Here is a 15637-nt window from a genome sequence, read left to right as displayed (position 1 = left end):
CAAGGAGAGGCGTCGATGACCGAGACGACCGGGCCCGCCGAACGGGTGGCCCTGACCCCCGCGGCCGGCGAGTTGCTCACGTCCCTGCGCCGACGCCACGGCGAGTTGATGTTCCACCAGTCCGGCGGGTGCTGCGACGGGTCCTCCCCGATGTGCTTCGCCGATGGCGACTTCATCACCTCCGACGCCGACGTGCGCCTCGGCGACCTCACCGTGACCGCCCCGGACGGCGAATTCACCGTCCCGGTGTGGATGAGCCGGTTCCAGTTCGACTACTGGAAGCACACCCACCTGACCATCGACGTCGTCCCCGGGCGCGGCGCGGGCTTCTCGCTCGAAGCCCCCGAGGGCGTGCGGTTCCTGATCCGGTCCCGGCTGCTCACCGACGACGAGCTGGAGCGGCTCGAGGCCGCTCAGTTGTGAGACTCGGTCCGGGCGCCCTCGTGATGGGGAACCATCCACTCCGCGTCCATGGCCGCCGCCGGTGACCGCCGGCCGATCTCCGCTGTCACGGACGCGATGAACGCCGCCACCCCGAGGGTGGTGCGAGCACCGGATCCCGGTGCGGTGACGGTCAGGGAGTCGGCCGCCACCTCGCTGTCGCCGAGCACTGCGAGGTAGGGCTCGCGGCGTTCCCGGGCGGCGCGGATACGCGCACCGAGGGAGGAGGCCAGGGAGACCTCGGCCCGGATCCCGGCGTTTCGCATCCGGTCCATCACGCGCGCCGCAGCCGGCCCGTGGGCGTGTTCGGCGACCGGCAACAGGCGCACCTGGACCGGAGCCAGCCAGGTGGGCAGGCGACCGTCATGCCGTTCCAGCAGCAGCGCGGTCATCCGCTCCATCGAGCTGAGCAGACCGCGGTGGATCAGCACCGGGCGGTGCTTGCGACCGTCCGGCCCGATGTAGGTCAGGTCGAAGCGTTCCGGGAGGTTGTGGTCCACCTGCACGGTGGAGAGGGTCTCCTCCCGCCCGGCTGCGTCGCGGACCTGGACGTCGACCTTCGGGCCGTAGAACGCGGCCTCCCCGATGCCGACCTCGTACTCCAGGCCCTCCGCGTCCAGGGCCTCACGCAGCTGGGCCTCGGCACGCTCCCACTGCGCATCGTCACCGAGGTAGGCGCCGGCCGGCCCGCGCACGGACATGCGCAGGTGGTCGATCTCGATGCCGAGGACGTCGTAGCAGCGCCGGATCGCCGCCAGCGCCACCCGTACCTGTTCGCCCACCTGATCGGGCCGGGCGAACACGTGCGCGTCGTCGAGGTTGATCTGGCGCACCCGGCTGAGCCCACCGAGCACGCCGGACAGCTCGCTGCGGAACATTGAGCCGAGCTCGGCGTAGCCCACCGGCAGGTCCCGGTAGCTGTGTTCCCGGGCGGCGAACACCTGGGCGTGGTGGGGGCAGTTCGCGGGCCGCAGCACGAAGCTCTCGCCACCCACGATCATCTCCGGGAACATGTCGGCGGAGAACTTGCCCCAGTGCCCGGACCGTTCGAACAGCTCACGTTTGGCGAGCACCGGGGTGTAGATGCGCCGGCACCCGGAGGCGAGCGCCTCCTCCAGGGCGAACGCCTCCAGCTCGCCGCGGATCACGGCGCCGTCCGGCAGCCAGAGCGGGAGCCCGGCGCCGACGGCGGGGGTGGTGTCGAACAGGTCGAGCCGGCGTCCGAGGACGCGGTGGTCGTGCGACATGCTGTCTCCTTCGTGGGTTGGGGAGCGCCCACGGAACGAGAAAGCCCCGGGGTGTTCTCCCCGGGGCTGGTGCGCTGACGGCTACGCGACGATCCGGAGAGTCTCCGGCGTCGTGGTGAGCTGTGCCTGGCGCATGGACCCACCCTAGGCCGCACCGACCCGTGGACGCGAGCAGATTTCCCTGGGCCTCGCGACCGCTGTCACAGTGGGCGGGCCCGGCGTACCCTGGAGGACGACAGAGTGGTCTGGAACTTCCCGTGAGGTGCGCCATGAAGCGTCAACTCGTCTCTCTCCTGTCCGTGGCCGCCCTCGGCGCGTCCACGATCGCGTTCGCCTTCCCAGCTGTCGCGGCCGACGGTGGGCGCCCGATCCTGGTGGAGCTGACCGGTGCGGCCGAGCGGCCCGGTCCCGGCGACCCCGACGGTACGGGCATGGCATCCTTCCAGGTCAACCCGGGCCAGGGCCGGGTCTGCTACACGCTCTCCGTCGAGAACATCGATGCCGCCACGGCCGCGCACATCCACGTGGCGGGCACGGACGTACCGGGACCGGTGGTGGTGCCGCTGGCGGCGCCCACCGACGGATCCTCCTCGGGCTGCGCGGACGTCTCACGCGAGCTGGCGAAGGATCTCGTCCAGCATCCCGAGGACTACTACGTCAACGTGCACAACGTCCTGTTCCCCGGCGGGGCCGTGCGCGGGCAGTTGGGCTGACCGCGGCGCACCACCCCCGGGGCCCTCATCCGCGGGCGGCCCGCACTGCCTCCTCCAGCAGTTGGCGCAACACGTCACCGTCCACCTCCGCCAACCGCTTGATGTACAGGCAGCCCTTGCCGGTGCTGTGCGGGCCGAGCTCGGCGAGCAGGTCCGCGGACGAGTCCAGGACCGCGTCCAGGTAGAGGGTGGTGGCCGCCTTCCGAGGGGAGAAGCCGACCTCGAAGTAGTCGATCTCCCGCCCGCTGGAATAGACGAGGTGGCGCTCGCCGAAGCCGATGATGCTGGGGCCCCAGAGCACGGGCTCGGTGCCGCTGACCGAGCGCATCAGCTCGACGAGACGCTCGGCGTCGGCGCGGCGGACGGGATCCGGCACGGACGCGATGAACGCATTCACGTCACCCGGACCGGGGCGGGTCTTCAACTCGGCCATGCGTGGATCCTGCCACCGCGGACCGACTTCCGCGCGGGATCCGCCCGGGCCGGGATCACACAGCACAACGGCCGGCCCCGTCCGGGACCGACCGTCGTTCGGACCAGCGGTCAGGCGTTCTCGTCGCCGACCTTGCCGTCCGCGAAGTCACGCCCCTGCTGGATCTTGTCGTCGTACTTGCCGCCGGTCCTCTCGTTGGCGAAGTTCGCTGCCTGGTCGAGGGCGTTGTCCGTCTGCTCCTCGTTGCCGAGCAACTCGCTGGCCTTCTTCCTCAACTCGTCGAAACCCATGAGCCTGCCCTCCCGATCGCCGAGCCGGGCAATCGCCCGGTCGGCCCCGATTCTGGTCCGGTTCGGCAGCGGGCGCACCCCGAGACGGCGCCGCGGTGTTGACGGAGTGTGACCGGTCGCGTGCGCGCAACCGGACCCTCACGCGCGCGGACGCGGGGTTCGTCGGACCGGACGACGTCGGTGTCCAGCGGCCACGGCACTCACCTCCCCGCGAGGAACAGGCGGCTCGCGGAGCCGGCCCGAGGGGTTGCCACTGCGGTGAGAGCGAGCGCGGTACCGGCGATGCCGGAGAGCAGACCGGGGCCGCCGTCGTCCCCCTGGTCCGGTGCCGCAGCGTCGTGCGCGGCGAGGGCCTCGTGCGCCAGGTCGACGGCGGCGCTGCGGTATTCCTGAGCGTCCAGACCGACTGCGGTCGAGGCGAGCAGGTCCCAGGTGCCTGCGGCGCCGCGGCCGAGGCTCAAGTCCGTGGTGGCCCGCGCGGCGCGGGTGCCCGCGCGCACCGCGGCGTGGACGTCGGCCACCAGGTTGGTCCGTGGCGTTGCCAGGTCGAGTCCCTGATCGCGCAGGGCGAGCAGGCGCAAGCGGGTCAGCCCGATGCCCACCGGCCCGGTCCACGGGTCGCCGGCCGCCTGCGCGTCGCGCTCGCCGGGTCCTGCCGACCCGCCCGACGGTCCTGACCCGGACGTGGCCCAGGCGTCGGTCTCCGGCTCGAACCAGGCCGACTCCCAGCGCAGGCCCCCGTCGATGAGCGGCACCAGGTCGGTGGCCAGCACGGGGTGGCGGGCGGCCGCCTCGGCCAGGGCGAGGATGACGCCGGAGGTCCCGTGGGCGAGTCCGGTCCGCGCCCGACCGTCGGCGTCCGGCCAGCAGACGGTGTCCACGCTCAGGTGTCGGGCTGCGGCACGCAACCGGCGGGTGGCCGCCGAGACGGCGGCGGCCGGGGCCTCGCAGACCAGCAGTCCGAGCAGGTGCCCGGCCGTGCCCGCGGCGAGGTCGTGCCGCCGCACATCGGTCCGTACGGAGGCCACGGCTCGGCGGGCCCGCTGCCGCAGCTCGGGGGAGGCCGCGGCCGACCCGATCCGGTGGGCGGCGCAGGCGACGCCGGCAAGACCGGTGAGCAGGCCCGGTCCACCACCCCGGACCGCGCCGTCCAGGGTGCGGTTCGAGGCGTCCACGGCCAGGTCGAGCAGTTCGGACCGGTCGAGTGTGCGGCCGAGCTCGGCCAGCGCCCAGGCGATCCCGGCGTCACCGTCCTCGACGGCGTGCGGCGAGCGGCCGCGGCCGGTGCGCCCCCGGGACGAGCGATCGCGCCAGGTCGGCCCGGTGCCGCCGCGCACCACGCCGGCGTGGAGTTCGTCCGCGAGATCGCCGGCGTAGGCCAGCAGGTCCGGTTCGGCGAGTGCTGTCACAGCCATGGTGCATCCCAATCCTGGGTGTCCCGGACCCGGTGGGGCCGGCGGGCGTCGATGCCCTCACGGGCGAACGCGGTTCGTGTGCGTCGGGTGAGTTCCGCGGTGGGCGGGAACGGGTCAGCCATGAGCGTCTGCGCCAGGAGGTGGCAGCGGAGTTCGCCGAACGTGGGTCCGGTGGCCGCCGACTGGCCGACGCCGACGCCGGGGCCGAGCCGCAGCGTCAGCGCCGGTACGGCCGGCCGGAGCAACGGGGTGAGGACGTCCACGAGTTCGCGGAGGAGGTCGGTGCCACGCATGAACGCGCCGACCGGGAGGATCAGGTGGGTGGCGTCCGGACGTGCGGTCGCCGACCGGTCGGTCGGGGCGTCCAGGGCCCACGGCTCGTCCCAGGTGCTCGTGCGGAGGGTGACGGCCCGCACCAGTTCGGGCAGGTTGTCCGCCGGGCAGTTCAGGTGGATCCGGAGCAGGTTCGTGCCCGAGCCCTGCAGCCGGGGCACCCAGCCGGACCCCCAGGTGCGCCAGCGCCCGCCCGCGGCCCGGGTTGCCAGCTCGCGTATCTCGACCCGGTCGGTGGGCGCCAGGTCGTCGTGGGCACCAGCACCCACGATGTTCGCGGCGACGGTGGTCCGGGGCCGGCCGCCCTCGGCGTGCCGCCAGGCATGGCCGGCGGACGTCGTGCGCCATCCGCTGGACGTCTCCCACCGCTCGAAGCCCGCGTGTGCGACGCGCAGCAGACCGGCCAACGGAGACTCCGCGGGATCGGCCGGCGGGACGGGGGTCGCCGGCGCGTACCAGTCCCGGAGCAGCTGCCCGGTGAGCTCGGCGGCGCTGCGCACCCGGCCGAGGATCAGCGTCCGGCGGACCAGCGTGATGGCAGCCTCGACCTCGTCCGCAGCGGTGGTCCGCGGCATCACGTCCGTGGTGTGCATCGCGTGCTCCCCTCGGGCCCCGGGTGGGACCGATGCCTAGCGATGAGGCACGCGACGTGGTCCTGATACACACCCTTCCGGCAACACCCCTCGGGCGCCTCGATCCCGGAAGATCCATGCCCGACGACGTGTATCAGGACACCGTGGTGCACCTCTTCGGCCATGAAGGTCCAGAGCCCGCTCAGACCCTGGTCGGCCACCCGGTGCCGCACTAGGCTCGAACTGCGAGCGTCCCCGGACCGCGGAAGACCCTGCCCGTCGCACCGCCCGTCGAAACAACAGGAGAACAAGGACGTGAGTCAGAACACCCCAGGCGAGGCCAACGTTCCGCTGGTATCGGAACCACCGATCGGTCTGCCGAACGCATCCTGGGAGCGCTACCGTGCCCGCGTCCTGGACCCCTCCAGCGCGGTCCAGCGAGCCGAGGAGGTGGCCCTGCACCCGACCGTCTACTCGGTGGACTCGGTCCTGATCCGCGGCGGCGCCGTCGAGGGGGCCCTGAAGGCCCTTGGCAGCATCGCCAGGGAGCTGGGCCTCGGCCTGGTCGAGGACGACGAGGCGAGGGCCGAACGTGAGTTCCTCGGCCGGCCCGAGTTCGGGCCCGAGGAGCGCGGCCTGATCGAGGAGAACTGGGTGGAGAGCGCCCGGGTGGTCCGACTGGACCCTGCCGCCCCCGCGGAACCCGTGGACGCGTGGCGCCTGGTGCAGGCGTACCGGGCCGCGACCGGCCGCGCCGATGAGGTGTCACTGGACCACCTCGTGTTCTCCGCGACGGACATCGGCGGCACGCCCTATACGATCCCGCACGTCGCCGGCGGCGCGCCGCACGACATCTCCTCCAGCGGCGGCGGCACGCCCTACACGATCCCCCACTCCAACAACGGGCTCTCGACCTATGCGATGCCGGGTTCCGGCGGACGCCAGCCGGTGGCCTGGCTCGGTCCCGAGCCCGCACCGCGCAACGATCCGAAGGTGCGCCGGCCGGTCGTGGCCGTGCTCGACACCGGGGTCGGCGAGCACCCCTGGCTCGGCTCGGACGTCGTCATCCGCGACCCCGAGGTCCTCGGTCTGCCCCTCGGTCTGCCCCGGCTCGTGCCGGACACCGAGGAGACCGGCACCGCGAACCCGCTCGTCGGCGGGCTCGAGGCGGACGCCGGGCACGGCACCTTCATCGCCGGGCTGATCCGCCAACAGTCCGCGGATGCGCGGATCCTCTCGGTCCGGGTGTTCCGGGGCGACGGCGTGGTGGCCGAGTCCCAGCTGGTGCGCTCGCTGCGCCGGCTGGTGCTGTGGCAGGTGGTCGCCATGGCGGCCGGCGACCCGGAGATGCCGCCCGTCGACGTGTTGTCCCTGTCTCTCGGCTATTACCACGAGCAGCCGGCGGACCTCGCTTTCGACCCGCTCCTGTGGCTGCCGCTGAAGGCGCTCGGAGCCCTCGGCGTGACGGTCGTGGCGGCCTCGGGCAACGACGCCACCACCCGGGAGATGTTCCCCGCCGCGTTCGCCGACTACCCGGGCGGCCCCCCGCGCACGGCACCGGAGGCGCTACCGCTGCAGGCCGTCGGTGCCCTGAACCCGAACGGCAGCACGGTTGCACTCTTCTCGAACGAGGGCCCCTGGGTGCTGCACCGCCGGGTCGGGGCCGGGCTGGTCAGCACCTTCCCGACCACGATCAACACCTCGCTGAACCCGGTGGCGTCGTTGGCCCACGAGGGCAGGACCAGGGCCAGCATCGACCCCGACGACTTCGCGTCCGGGTTCGCCACCTGGAGCGGTACGTCCTTCGCTGCGCCGGTGTTCGCCGGCGAGGTCGCGGCCGCCCTGGCCGACCTGTACGCGGGTGGCGCCGACTCGACCAAGGCGGCCGACGCCGTCGAGCGGGGTCGTAAAGCCCTCGCGAACCTGCCCGGGGCGCGCGCGGCGGACGGCGGGGGTTCGCGATGATCGAGGCCAGTCCGGGCGAGACCCTCGTGGTCCGAGCCAGCGCGGCGTTCGAGCGGTTCCGTGGTGGCGACCGGACGGCGTTCGACGACCTGGTCGGCATGCTCACCCCGTTGCTGTGGCACACGGCGCGCGGGCAGGGGCTCGACCGCACGGAGGCCGAGGACGTGCTGCAGACGGTCTGGTTGAGCCTGGTCCGCAGCGCGGCGTCGGTGCGAGACCCACGCACCGTCGTGAAGTGGCTGCTGGTGACCACCAAGCGGGAGTCCTGGCGGGTCTCCCGGGCGCGTGGCAACGAGCTGGCGCACACCTCGACGCCGCGGCCGGACGCCGAGACGGACGAGCTCGACCGGATCGCGGTGCCTGCCGAGGACCTGCCCGAGCACGTCGCCGTCCGCAACGAACGCGACCTGCGGCTGTGGGACCACGTCCGCGAGCTCTCCGACCGATGCCGTGAGCTTCTGCGCGTGATCGCCTTCGCCGACCGGCCCGACTATGCCGCGATCGCCGAGGCGCTGGGCATGCCGGTCGGCAGTATCGGACCGACGCGCGGCCGGTGCCTGGCCCGGCTGCGCGCGAAGCTCTCGACCGACCCGGGGTGGGCATCATGACCGACAAGGAACGCTGGACCGCCGCGGAGGTGGCCTCGGCCGCCGAACCACTCGACGACCGGGACGCGGCGATGCTCGCCGGCCTGCGCCGGTTCTACGAGGAGCAGGACCCGGTCCCGGACGGGCTCGTGGACCGGCTCAAGTTCGCCGTCGCGCTCTCCGAACTGATGACCGAGGTGGCGGAACTGACCAGGGTGCCCACCGTCGGAGCCGGGGTCCGCTCGGAGATGGCGGTGACCCGCACGCACACACTGACGTTCTCGGCCGAGTCCCTGACGGCGATGGTCACCGTGGGCCACAGCGGTACCAGTGCCCGCCTCGATGGGTGGATCGCGCCGCCGCGCGAGCTGGCGGTGCGTCTGCGGATGGACGGTCGCGAGCTGAGCACCCGGAGCGAGCCCACGGGCCGGTTCGTCTTCGACAACGTCCCCGAGGGCTTCGTGCAGCTCGTATTCGAGATCGGCACCACTACGGTGGTGACACCGCTCTTCGAACTGTAGGAGCCGAACCCCTCCGGAGGCCCGCAGGTGCTCGACCTGGACCTGGCTGAGCAACGACTCGCGGAGGGGCTCAGGCGCAACGCCGAGGGCCACTCCGCGGCTGCCGCGCGGATGCTCCGGGAGCTGGTCCGCACGGTCGAGACAGCCGCGGACGGGCGACCGGGTGCCGAGCTCGTGCTCGCCCGCGCGTACGTCGGCCTGGCCACCTCCACGTTCGACACCGATGCCGACCTGTCCGCGGCCCAACAGCACCTGCGCCGGGCCGCCGAGCATGCCGAGGCGGCTGGCGCGGACGCCGTGCGGGCCGCGATCCGTGGACAGCAGGCGCTGCTGCTGATGCGTTCCGGGCGGCTGGCCGATGCCTCTGACGCCTTCGGGCACGCGATGGAACTCATCGACGTCGCGCTCCCCCGGGATCAGGTCCGGATCCTGGTCAACAGGGGCACGCTCGCCCTCGAGTTCGGCCGGCTGGACCAGGCTCGCACGGATCTGCGCGCCGGCGTGGAGATCGCCGCCGCCGAGGGTGACGTGCTCGTCGAGTCGATGGCCCGCCACAACCTCGGCTACACCGACTTCCTCGCCGGGAACCTCCCGCGGGCGCTGGCGGAGATGTCCGCCGCGGCGGACATCGCGCCGGGCGGGCGCAACCCGGTGTTCTACCTGGACCGTGCCCGGGTGCTCCGGGAGGCCGGCCTGGTCCGCGACGCGGACGTCGCCCTCACCTCCGCGGCGGAGGAGTTCCGGGCGGACCGGCGCGGCCAGGAGCTGGCCGAGGTGGAACTGCTGCGCGCCGAGTGTGCGCTGGTCGAGGGGGCCCCCGACCGGGGCCGCACCCTTGCCCTGGGGGCAGCCCGGCGGTTCCGGCGCCGGGGCAACGTCATGTGGCAGCGGCGCAGCGAGTTCGTGGCGCTGCGCTGTGAGCGTGGGCTCGCCGCCGAGTCCCCGGCCCGGCTGTCCCGCCTGGCGACCCGGATCACGGAGTTCGTCGAGACGGTCGCCGGGGAGGGCCGGCAGGACCTCGCCGATGCCGGCGGGCTGCTGCTGGCCGGCACCCTGCTCGCCGCGGGCGAGGACCCGGCCGGTGGCGGGTCCGAGAGGCCTGCGGGGACCGCGGGGGTGCCGTCGCTCGACGCGGTGCTCCGGCTGCGCCCGGATGACACGTTCCGGACGCGTATCGAGCGGCGTGAGGTGCGGGCCCAGCTCGCCCTCGCGCGTCACGATGCCACGCGGGCGCGGCGTGAGGTGCGGGTGGGCCTGGCCGAGCTGACCGACCACCGGGCCAGGTTCGACTCCCTCGACCTGCGCACCGCGGCGGCCGTGCACGGGTCCCGCCTGGCCGGCCTCGGCACGGCCCTGGCCCTGGCCGATGGCGGCGCGGCACGACTGTTCGACAGCCTTGAGCGGGCCCGGTCGGTCCTGGTCCGGGTGCCGGGCGTGAGCGGGCCGGCGGACCCGGAGGGCGCCGAGCTCCTCGGAGCGCTGCGGCGCGCGGAGGAGGAGTCCCGGGACCTCATCGGCGAACCCGAGCACGCCACCCAGCGGGCCCGGCTGCGCGAGCGGGTCGCCGACCTGCAGCGGCAGATCCGGTCCCGGGCCTGGGAGCGCGACGGCGCGGCACCGGTCGACACCGACGTCGTCACCCTCGGCCGGGTCCGCGAGGTGCTGCGGACCGACCCCGGCGCCACGCTCGTGAACTTCGGCGCGTACGGCGGGCGGTGGTACGCCGTCGAGGTGTCCGCGGGCCGGTCCCGGGTCCGCGAGCTCGGGCCCACCGTGCGGGTGGCCGAGCTGATGCGGCGGGTGCGGGCCGACCTCGACGCGTTGGCGCTGCCAGTGCTGCCCGAGCCGATCGCGAGCACGGTCCGGACCGCGCTCGCTGACGAGCTGGCACAGCTGGACGAGATCCTGCTCGCCGGCTCCGGGGCCGGCGGCCCTCTCGTGCTCGCCACCGGTGGGAATCTCGCGGCGGTGCCGTGGACGCTGCTGCCGTCCCGGCGCGGCCTGCCGACCGTCGTCGCCCCGAGCGCGACGATGTGGTGGCGGGCCTGGCGGGCCGGGGTACGCCCGGACCGGCCGACGGTGCTGGCCGTCGCCGGGCCCGGCCTGGACCGGGCCGAGAACGAGGTCGCCCGGGTCGGCGCGGCCTGGCCCGGTGCCGAGGTCCTCGGTGGTGTCGGCGCCACCGCCGGCCGGGTGCGCACGGCCCTGGCCGATCACGACGTGGTGCACGTGGCCGCCCACGGGGTGCACCAGTCCCAGAGCCCGCTGTTCTCCTCGCTGCGGCTGGCGGACGGCCCGTTGTTCGCGCACGAGCTCGAGGACCAGCACCTGCGCGGCGGCTGCGTCCTCATCTCGGCCTGCGAGGCAGGCCTGGTCAGCGTCCGGCCCGGCGACCAGCCGATCGGCCTTGCGAGCGTGCTGCTGCAGTTGGGCACCCGCGCCGTGGTCGCAGGGGTGGCGAACGTGAACGACCGCGCCGCGGCGGACGTGATGGCGGACGTGCACACGCGCCTCGCGGCCGGTGCGGACTCCGCCACCGCGCTCGCCGCGGCCCTTGCCGAACACGACGGTCCGCCCGCCCCCTTCGTCTGCTACGGCAGCGCCTGGTAGCCGGCAGGCCGCCCCCTCACCACGGCACCACGCCGTGGCGGTCCGTGAACGTTCCGGTCACCCCGGGTCGGACCTGAGCCGCAGCCACGATGGCGTCGGTGCCCTCCATGACGGTCTGGGTGCCCTCGGGGCTCATGTCGGTCGCCGTGTACCCGGGGTCCACCAGATTGAACTGCACCTGCTCGATGGCGCGGGCGTACTGGGTGGTCACCATGTTCAGCGCCGCCTTGGACGAGGTATAGGCGAGCGCCTGGATCGCGTGCTCCATGCGCTCGGGGTCGGACGTGATCGCGATCGAACCCAGGCCGCTGGAGACCATGACCACCCGGGGGTGCCGGGCGGCGCGCAGCAGCGGCAGGAAGGCCTGGGTCACCCGGACCGGCCCGAGCACGTTCACGCCATAGGGGGCGAGGAAGTCCGCGGCGGTGGTCCGCGCCGGGTCGCCGATCGCACCGAGGACGCCCGCGTTGTTGATCAGGACGTCGAGGTGATCGTGGCTCCCACGCACCTGCTCGACGGCGGCCAGCACCGAGTCCTGAGATGTCACGTCGATCGCGACTGCGCTCACGTCGAGGCCCGTGGCAGCCAGGTCCGCCGCAGCGGCCTCGCCCCGGCCGGCGTCGCGGGCGCCGAGCAGGACCCGCCAGCCCAACTCGCCGAGGCGGCGGGCGGTGGTGAGCCCGAGGCCTCGGTTGGCGCCGGTGATCAGCACGGTGGTCGGCTCGTGCGCGGAGTCGCCCGCGCCCGTTTCATGGTCGACGGCGGAGGTCGGGTCGGTCGGTCGGCTTGCGGTGTTCGATTCGGTGGTTGTCATGGCTCCACGGTGGCTCCAGGTGCCAGGTCCTTCCAGGTAGAGCGGACCCTGGGACCCGCGATACCAGGATCCGCGGCCGCCGACCCTCGCGGCGGTGGCCGCCGGAGGGCATGCTGGAGGGCGTGAACCGCAATGAGTTGGCTGCCCTGCTGCGCCGAGCGCGAGAACGGGTGCGCCCCGAGGACGTCGGCCTGCCTGCCGGATCCCGGCGCCGGGTGCCGGGCCTGCGCCGGGAGGAGGTCGCACAGCTCGCCGGCCTGAGCGTGGAGTACATCGTCCGGCTGGAGCAGGGCCGAGGGCCACACCCCTCCACGCAGGTGCTGCAGGCGCTCTCCCGTGCCCTACGGCTGCCCGATCCTGAGCGCGATCAGTTGTACGTGCTCGCGGATGCGGCGCCGCCTCGACCGGGACAGATCCAGATGACCGTGCGTCCCGGCCTGCTCCGGCTGCTCGACCGGCTCACGGACCTACCCGGCCTCGTTCTCTCCGCGAAGAGCGACGTACTGGCCTGGAACCCGATGGCCACTGCGCTGCTCGGAGACCTGTCCCGGTGGCCCGACCGGGAGCGCAATATCATCTGGCAGCGGTTCATGGGCGCCGAGGCCGGCCGGGTCGCGATGGCCCCGGAGGAACTGGAGGCGGTGAAGGTCACGTCCGTGGCGACGCTTCGCACGGCGATGGCTCGCTATCCCGAGGACCTGCCACTGCATCGCCTCATCAAGGGCCTGCGCCGCGGCAGTGCGGAGTTCGAACGGCTGTGGGGCGAGGGACACACCTGCGACTGGCAGTCGCTGACGACCACGGTGGACCACCCGGACCTCGGCCGGATCGTGCTCGACAGCGACACCGTGTCCATGCCCTGCGCAGACCAGAGCATGGTGATCTACTCCGCGACCCCCGGCACGCCCGCGGCCCAGGCGCTCGCACTGCTGCGGGTGACCGGATCCCAGGACCTCGCGCCGACCGGTGCCTCGTACGGAACCCACTGATCAGGTTCAGAGTTGAGTGGAATAGACTCAACCTTGGGTGGCGTTGTCACTATCAGACACAGCACTGATATCCGGAGGTTCCCTTGGACACCAAACTCACCACGAAGTCGCAGGAGGCGGTCGCCGCTGCCCTGCAGGCCGCGACCGCTGCCGGCAACCCGCAACTGGAGCCCGCACACCTGCTCCAGGCATTGATCGAGCAGGAGGGTGGCGTCGCCGCGGCACTGCTCGACGCCGTCGGCGTGGACCGGGCCGCGGTCGCCGACCGCGTGCGCGCCATCGTGGTGGCCCTGCCGGCGGCATCCGGTTCGTCGGTGAACCAGCCCCAGATGTCCCGCTCCCTCGCGACTGCCGTCAAGGCGGCCGGTGACGAGGCGACCGCGCTCGGGGACGCCTACGTGTCCACCGAGCACCTGCTGCTCGGCCTCGCGAAGGACACCGGTGCCGTCGGGGATCTGCTCCGCTCCGCGGGTGCCGACCGGGACCGGCTGCTGGACGCCCTGCCGCGGGTGCGCGGCAGCGCGAAGGTCACCTCGGCGGACCCGGAGGGCACCTACCAGGCCCTGGAGAAGTACGGTCAGGACCTCACCCAGGCGGCCCGGGAGGGCAAGATCGACCCGATCATCGGCCGGGACGCGGAGATCCGCCGGGTGGTCCAGGTGCTGTCCCGGCGCACCAAGAACAACCCGGTCCTGATCGGCGAGCCCGGCGTCGGCAAGACGGCCGTCGTCGAGGGCCTGGCCCAGCGGATCGTGGACGGTGACGTGCCGGACTCGCTGCGGGACAAGCGGCTGATCGCCCTCGACCTGGCCGCGATGGTCGCCGGCGCGAAGTACCGGGGCGAGTTCGAGGAGCGACTCAAGGCCGTCCTCGACGAGATCAAGGACTCCGACGGCGAAGTGGTCACCTTCATCGACGAGCTGCACACCGTGGTTGGTGCGGGCGCGTCCGAGGGGTCCATGGACGCCGGCAACATGCTCAAGCCGATGCTTGCCCGCGGCGAGCTGCGGATGGTCGGCGCGACCACGCTCGACGAGTTCCGTGAGCACATCGAGTCCGACCCGGCGCTGGAGCGCCGGTTCCAGCAGGTGTTCGTGGGGGAGCCGTCCGTGGCGGACACGGTTGCGATCCTGCGTGGCATCGCACCCAAGTACGAGGCGCACCACCAGGTGACGATCTCCGACGGCGCCCTCGTGGCGGCCGCGCAGCTGTCCGACCGGTACATCCCGGGTCGGCAGCTGCCGGACAAGGCGATCGACCTGATCGACGAGTCCGCCTCCCGGCTGCGCATGGAGCTCGACTCCTCGCCGATCGAGATCGACGAGCTCCGCCGCGCCGTCGACCGCTTGAAGATGGAGGAGTCCTACCTCTCCGAGTCCGACGACGAGGCCTCCCAGGCACGGCTGGAGAAGCTCCGCGCGGACCTCGCCGACCGCTCCGAGGAGCTCGCCGCGCTGAACGCCCGGTGGGAGGCCGAGAAGGAGGGGCACAACCGCGTCGGTGACCTGAAGTCGCGCCTGGACACCCTCCGCACCGAGGCTGAACGGGCCCAGCGGGAGGGTGACCTGGAGAACGCCTCCCGGTTGCTCTACGGAGAGATCCCCGCAGTCCAGCGGGACATCGCCGCGGCCGAGGCGGCCGAGGCGAACGCCTCCGCCACCGCCGCCGAGCCGATGATCGCGGACCGCGTCGGCCCCGAGGAGATCGCCGAGGTGGTCGCCGCCTGGACCGGTATCCCGACCGGGCGGCTGCTCGAGGGCGAGACCCAGAAGCTCCTGCACATGGAGGACGTCGTGGGGGAGCGGCTGATCGGTCAGCGGGACGCCGTCCGCGCCGTCTCCGATGCCGTTCGGCGCTCGCGGGCCGGTATCTCCGACCCGGACCGGCCCACCGGCTCGTTCCTGTTCCTCGGGCCCACGGGGGTCGGCAAGACGGAGCTGGCGAAGTCCCTGGCGGACTTCCTCTTCGACGACGAGCGCGCCATCGTGCGCGTGGACATGAGCGAGTACTCCGAGAAGCACTCCGTGGCCAGGCTGGTCGGTGCCCCGCCCGGGTACGTCGGCTACGAGGAGGGTGGCCAGCTCACCGAGGCGGTGCGCCGGCGGCCGTACTCGGTGGTGCTCCTGGACGAGGTGGAGAAGGCGCACCCGGAGGTGTTCGACATCCTTCTGCAGGTGCTCGACGACGGCCGGCTGACCGATGGCCAGGGCCGCACCGTGGACTTCCGCAACGTGATCATGGTGCTCACCTCGAACCTCGGCTCGCAGTTCCTCGTGGACCCGGGCATGTCCGAGGAGGCCAAGCGCGAGGGCGTCATGGCCGCCGTGCGCGCCTCGTTCAAGCCGGAGTTCCTGAACCGGCTCGACGAGGTGGTCATCTTCGATGCGCTCACCGTCGCCGAACTCGGCGAGATCGTCGACCTGCAGGTCGCCCGGCTCGCGGACCGGCTCGCCGAACGCAGGCTCGCTCTCGAGGTGAGCCCGGCCGCGCGCGAGTGGCTGGCCCTGGACGGGTTCGACCCGGCCTATGGGGCGCGTCCGTTGCGCCGGCTCATCCAGCGGCAGATCGGCGACCCGCTCGCCCGGATGCTCCTGTCCGGGGAGGTCGCCGACGGCGATCGCGTCCTCGTGGACGTCTCCGACGATCCCGAGGCGCCGGGTCTGGTGCTGACCGCGGCCTGAGCGGAGCGAGACCGCACGGCCGCGCA

At 73.0% G+C, this 15637-nt stretch carries 14 protein-coding genes; 8 read left to right on the top strand and 6 right to left on the bottom strand.

Features of this window, described 5'->3' with window-relative positions; genetic code table 11:
* The first annotated feature begins 15 nt into the window (after positions 1–15).
* Positions 16–423: a DUF779 domain-containing protein gene (locus KCQ71_RS19730; protein ID WP_223409129.1), complete on the top strand. Its 408-nt coding sequence runs from the start codon at positions 16–18 to the stop codon at positions 421–423.
* On the opposite strand, the gene thrS is transcribed toward KCQ71_RS19730, so the two are convergent.
* Positions 414–1688, bottom strand: coding sequence for a threonine--tRNA ligase (gene thrS, locus KCQ71_RS19725; RefSeq protein ID WP_223409128.1), 1275 nt, complete (start codon positions 1686–1688; stop codon positions 414–416). The two genes, KCQ71_RS19730 and thrS, sit on opposite strands and share 10 nt — an antisense overlap.
* A 269-nt stretch (positions 1689–1957) precedes the next feature.
* Between thrS and KCQ71_RS19720 the strand changes: the two genes are divergently transcribed.
* On the top strand, positions 1958–2401 hold the full coding sequence (locus tag KCQ71_RS19720) for a CHRD domain-containing protein (RefSeq protein WP_223409127.1): 444 nt from the start codon (positions 1958–1960) through the stop codon (positions 2399–2401).
* Between the two features lie 25 nt (positions 2402–2426).
* Here the strand turns inward: KCQ71_RS19720 and KCQ71_RS19715 are convergent, their stop codons facing one another.
* The 4 genes from KCQ71_RS19715 to KCQ71_RS19700 form a co-directional block, all read right to left on the bottom strand.
* A complete protein-coding gene (locus tag KCQ71_RS19715; RefSeq protein WP_223409125.1) occupies positions 2427–2834 on the bottom strand; it encodes a DUF1801 domain-containing protein in 408 nt (135 codons plus the stop codon).
* Positions 2835–2944: 110 nt separating this feature from the next.
* Positions 2945–3124, bottom strand: coding sequence for an antitoxin (locus tag KCQ71_RS19710; RefSeq protein WP_223409123.1), 180 nt, complete (start codon positions 3122–3124; stop codon positions 2945–2947).
* Between the two features lie 200 nt (positions 3125–3324).
* Positions 3325–4539 carry a lanthionine synthetase LanC family protein gene (locus KCQ71_RS19705; RefSeq protein WP_223409121.1) on the bottom strand — a complete coding sequence of 405 codons (1215 nt, stop codon included), beginning with the start codon at positions 4537–4539 and terminating at the stop codon, positions 3325–3327.
* Positions 4530–5465 (bottom strand): T3SS effector HopA1 family protein, encoded by a 936-nt coding sequence (locus KCQ71_RS19700; protein WP_223409119.1) that lies wholly within the window; start codon positions 5463–5465, stop codon positions 4530–4532. Before KCQ71_RS19700 ends, KCQ71_RS19705 begins: the two co-directional genes overlap by 10 nt.
* Before the next feature lie 294 nt (positions 5466–5759).
* On the opposite strand from KCQ71_RS19700, the gene KCQ71_RS27735 reads away from it, so the two are divergent.
* From KCQ71_RS27735 to KCQ71_RS27395, 4 genes are read left to right on the top strand one after another with little or no spacing between them, the layout of a single operon-like run.
* Positions 5760–7409: a S8/S53 family peptidase gene (locus tag KCQ71_RS27735; RefSeq protein WP_223409117.1), complete on the top strand. Its 1650-nt coding sequence runs from the start codon at positions 5760–5762 to the stop codon at positions 7407–7409.
* Positions 7406–8017, top strand: coding sequence for an RNA polymerase sigma factor (locus KCQ71_RS19690; protein ID WP_223409115.1), 612 nt, complete (start codon positions 7406–7408; stop codon positions 8015–8017). Before KCQ71_RS27735 ends, KCQ71_RS19690 begins: the two co-directional genes overlap by 4 nt.
* The gene (locus tag KCQ71_RS19685; protein ID WP_154796076.1) at positions 8014–8517 is read left to right on the top strand and encodes a carboxypeptidase regulatory-like domain-containing protein; all 504 of its coding nucleotides are present in this window, start codon (positions 8014–8016) and stop codon (positions 8515–8517) included. The genes KCQ71_RS19690 and KCQ71_RS19685 overlap by 4 nt, the downstream gene beginning before the upstream one ends.
* A 27-nt stretch (positions 8518–8544) precedes the next feature.
* The gene (locus tag KCQ71_RS27395) at positions 8545–11127 is read left to right on the top strand and encodes a CHAT domain-containing protein (protein WP_308116666.1); all 2583 of its coding nucleotides are present in this window, start codon (positions 8545–8547) and stop codon (positions 11125–11127) included.
* Between the two features lie 16 nt (positions 11128–11143).
* On the opposite strand, the gene KCQ71_RS19675 is transcribed toward KCQ71_RS27395, so the two are convergent.
* Positions 11144–11941 carry an SDR family NAD(P)-dependent oxidoreductase gene (locus KCQ71_RS19675; RefSeq protein ID WP_223409113.1) on the bottom strand — a complete coding sequence of 266 codons (798 nt, stop codon included), beginning with the start codon at positions 11939–11941 and terminating at the stop codon, positions 11144–11146.
* A gap of 122 nt (positions 11942–12063) precedes the next feature.
* Here KCQ71_RS19675 and KCQ71_RS19670 point away from each other — a divergent pair, with 122 nt between their 5' ends.
* Complete coding sequence (locus KCQ71_RS19670; protein ID WP_223409104.1) at positions 12064–12930, top strand: helix-turn-helix transcriptional regulator; 867 nt, start codon at positions 12064–12066, stop codon at positions 12928–12930.
* Positions 12931–13013: 83 nt separating this feature from the next.
* Positions 13014–15611 carry an ATP-dependent chaperone ClpB gene (gene clpB / locus KCQ71_RS19665; RefSeq protein ID WP_223409102.1) on the top strand — a complete coding sequence of 866 codons (2598 nt, stop codon included), beginning with the start codon at positions 13014–13016 and terminating at the stop codon, positions 15609–15611.
* Positions 15612–15637: the final 26 nt, after the last annotated feature.

Origin of the sequence: Occultella gossypii (assembly GCF_019947135.1) — a bacterium.
Lineage (GTDB): Bacteria > Actinomycetota > Actinomycetes > Actinomycetales > Beutenbergiaceae > Occultella > Occultella gossypii.
This window is presented reverse-complemented; position numbering and strand designations above follow the sequence as displayed.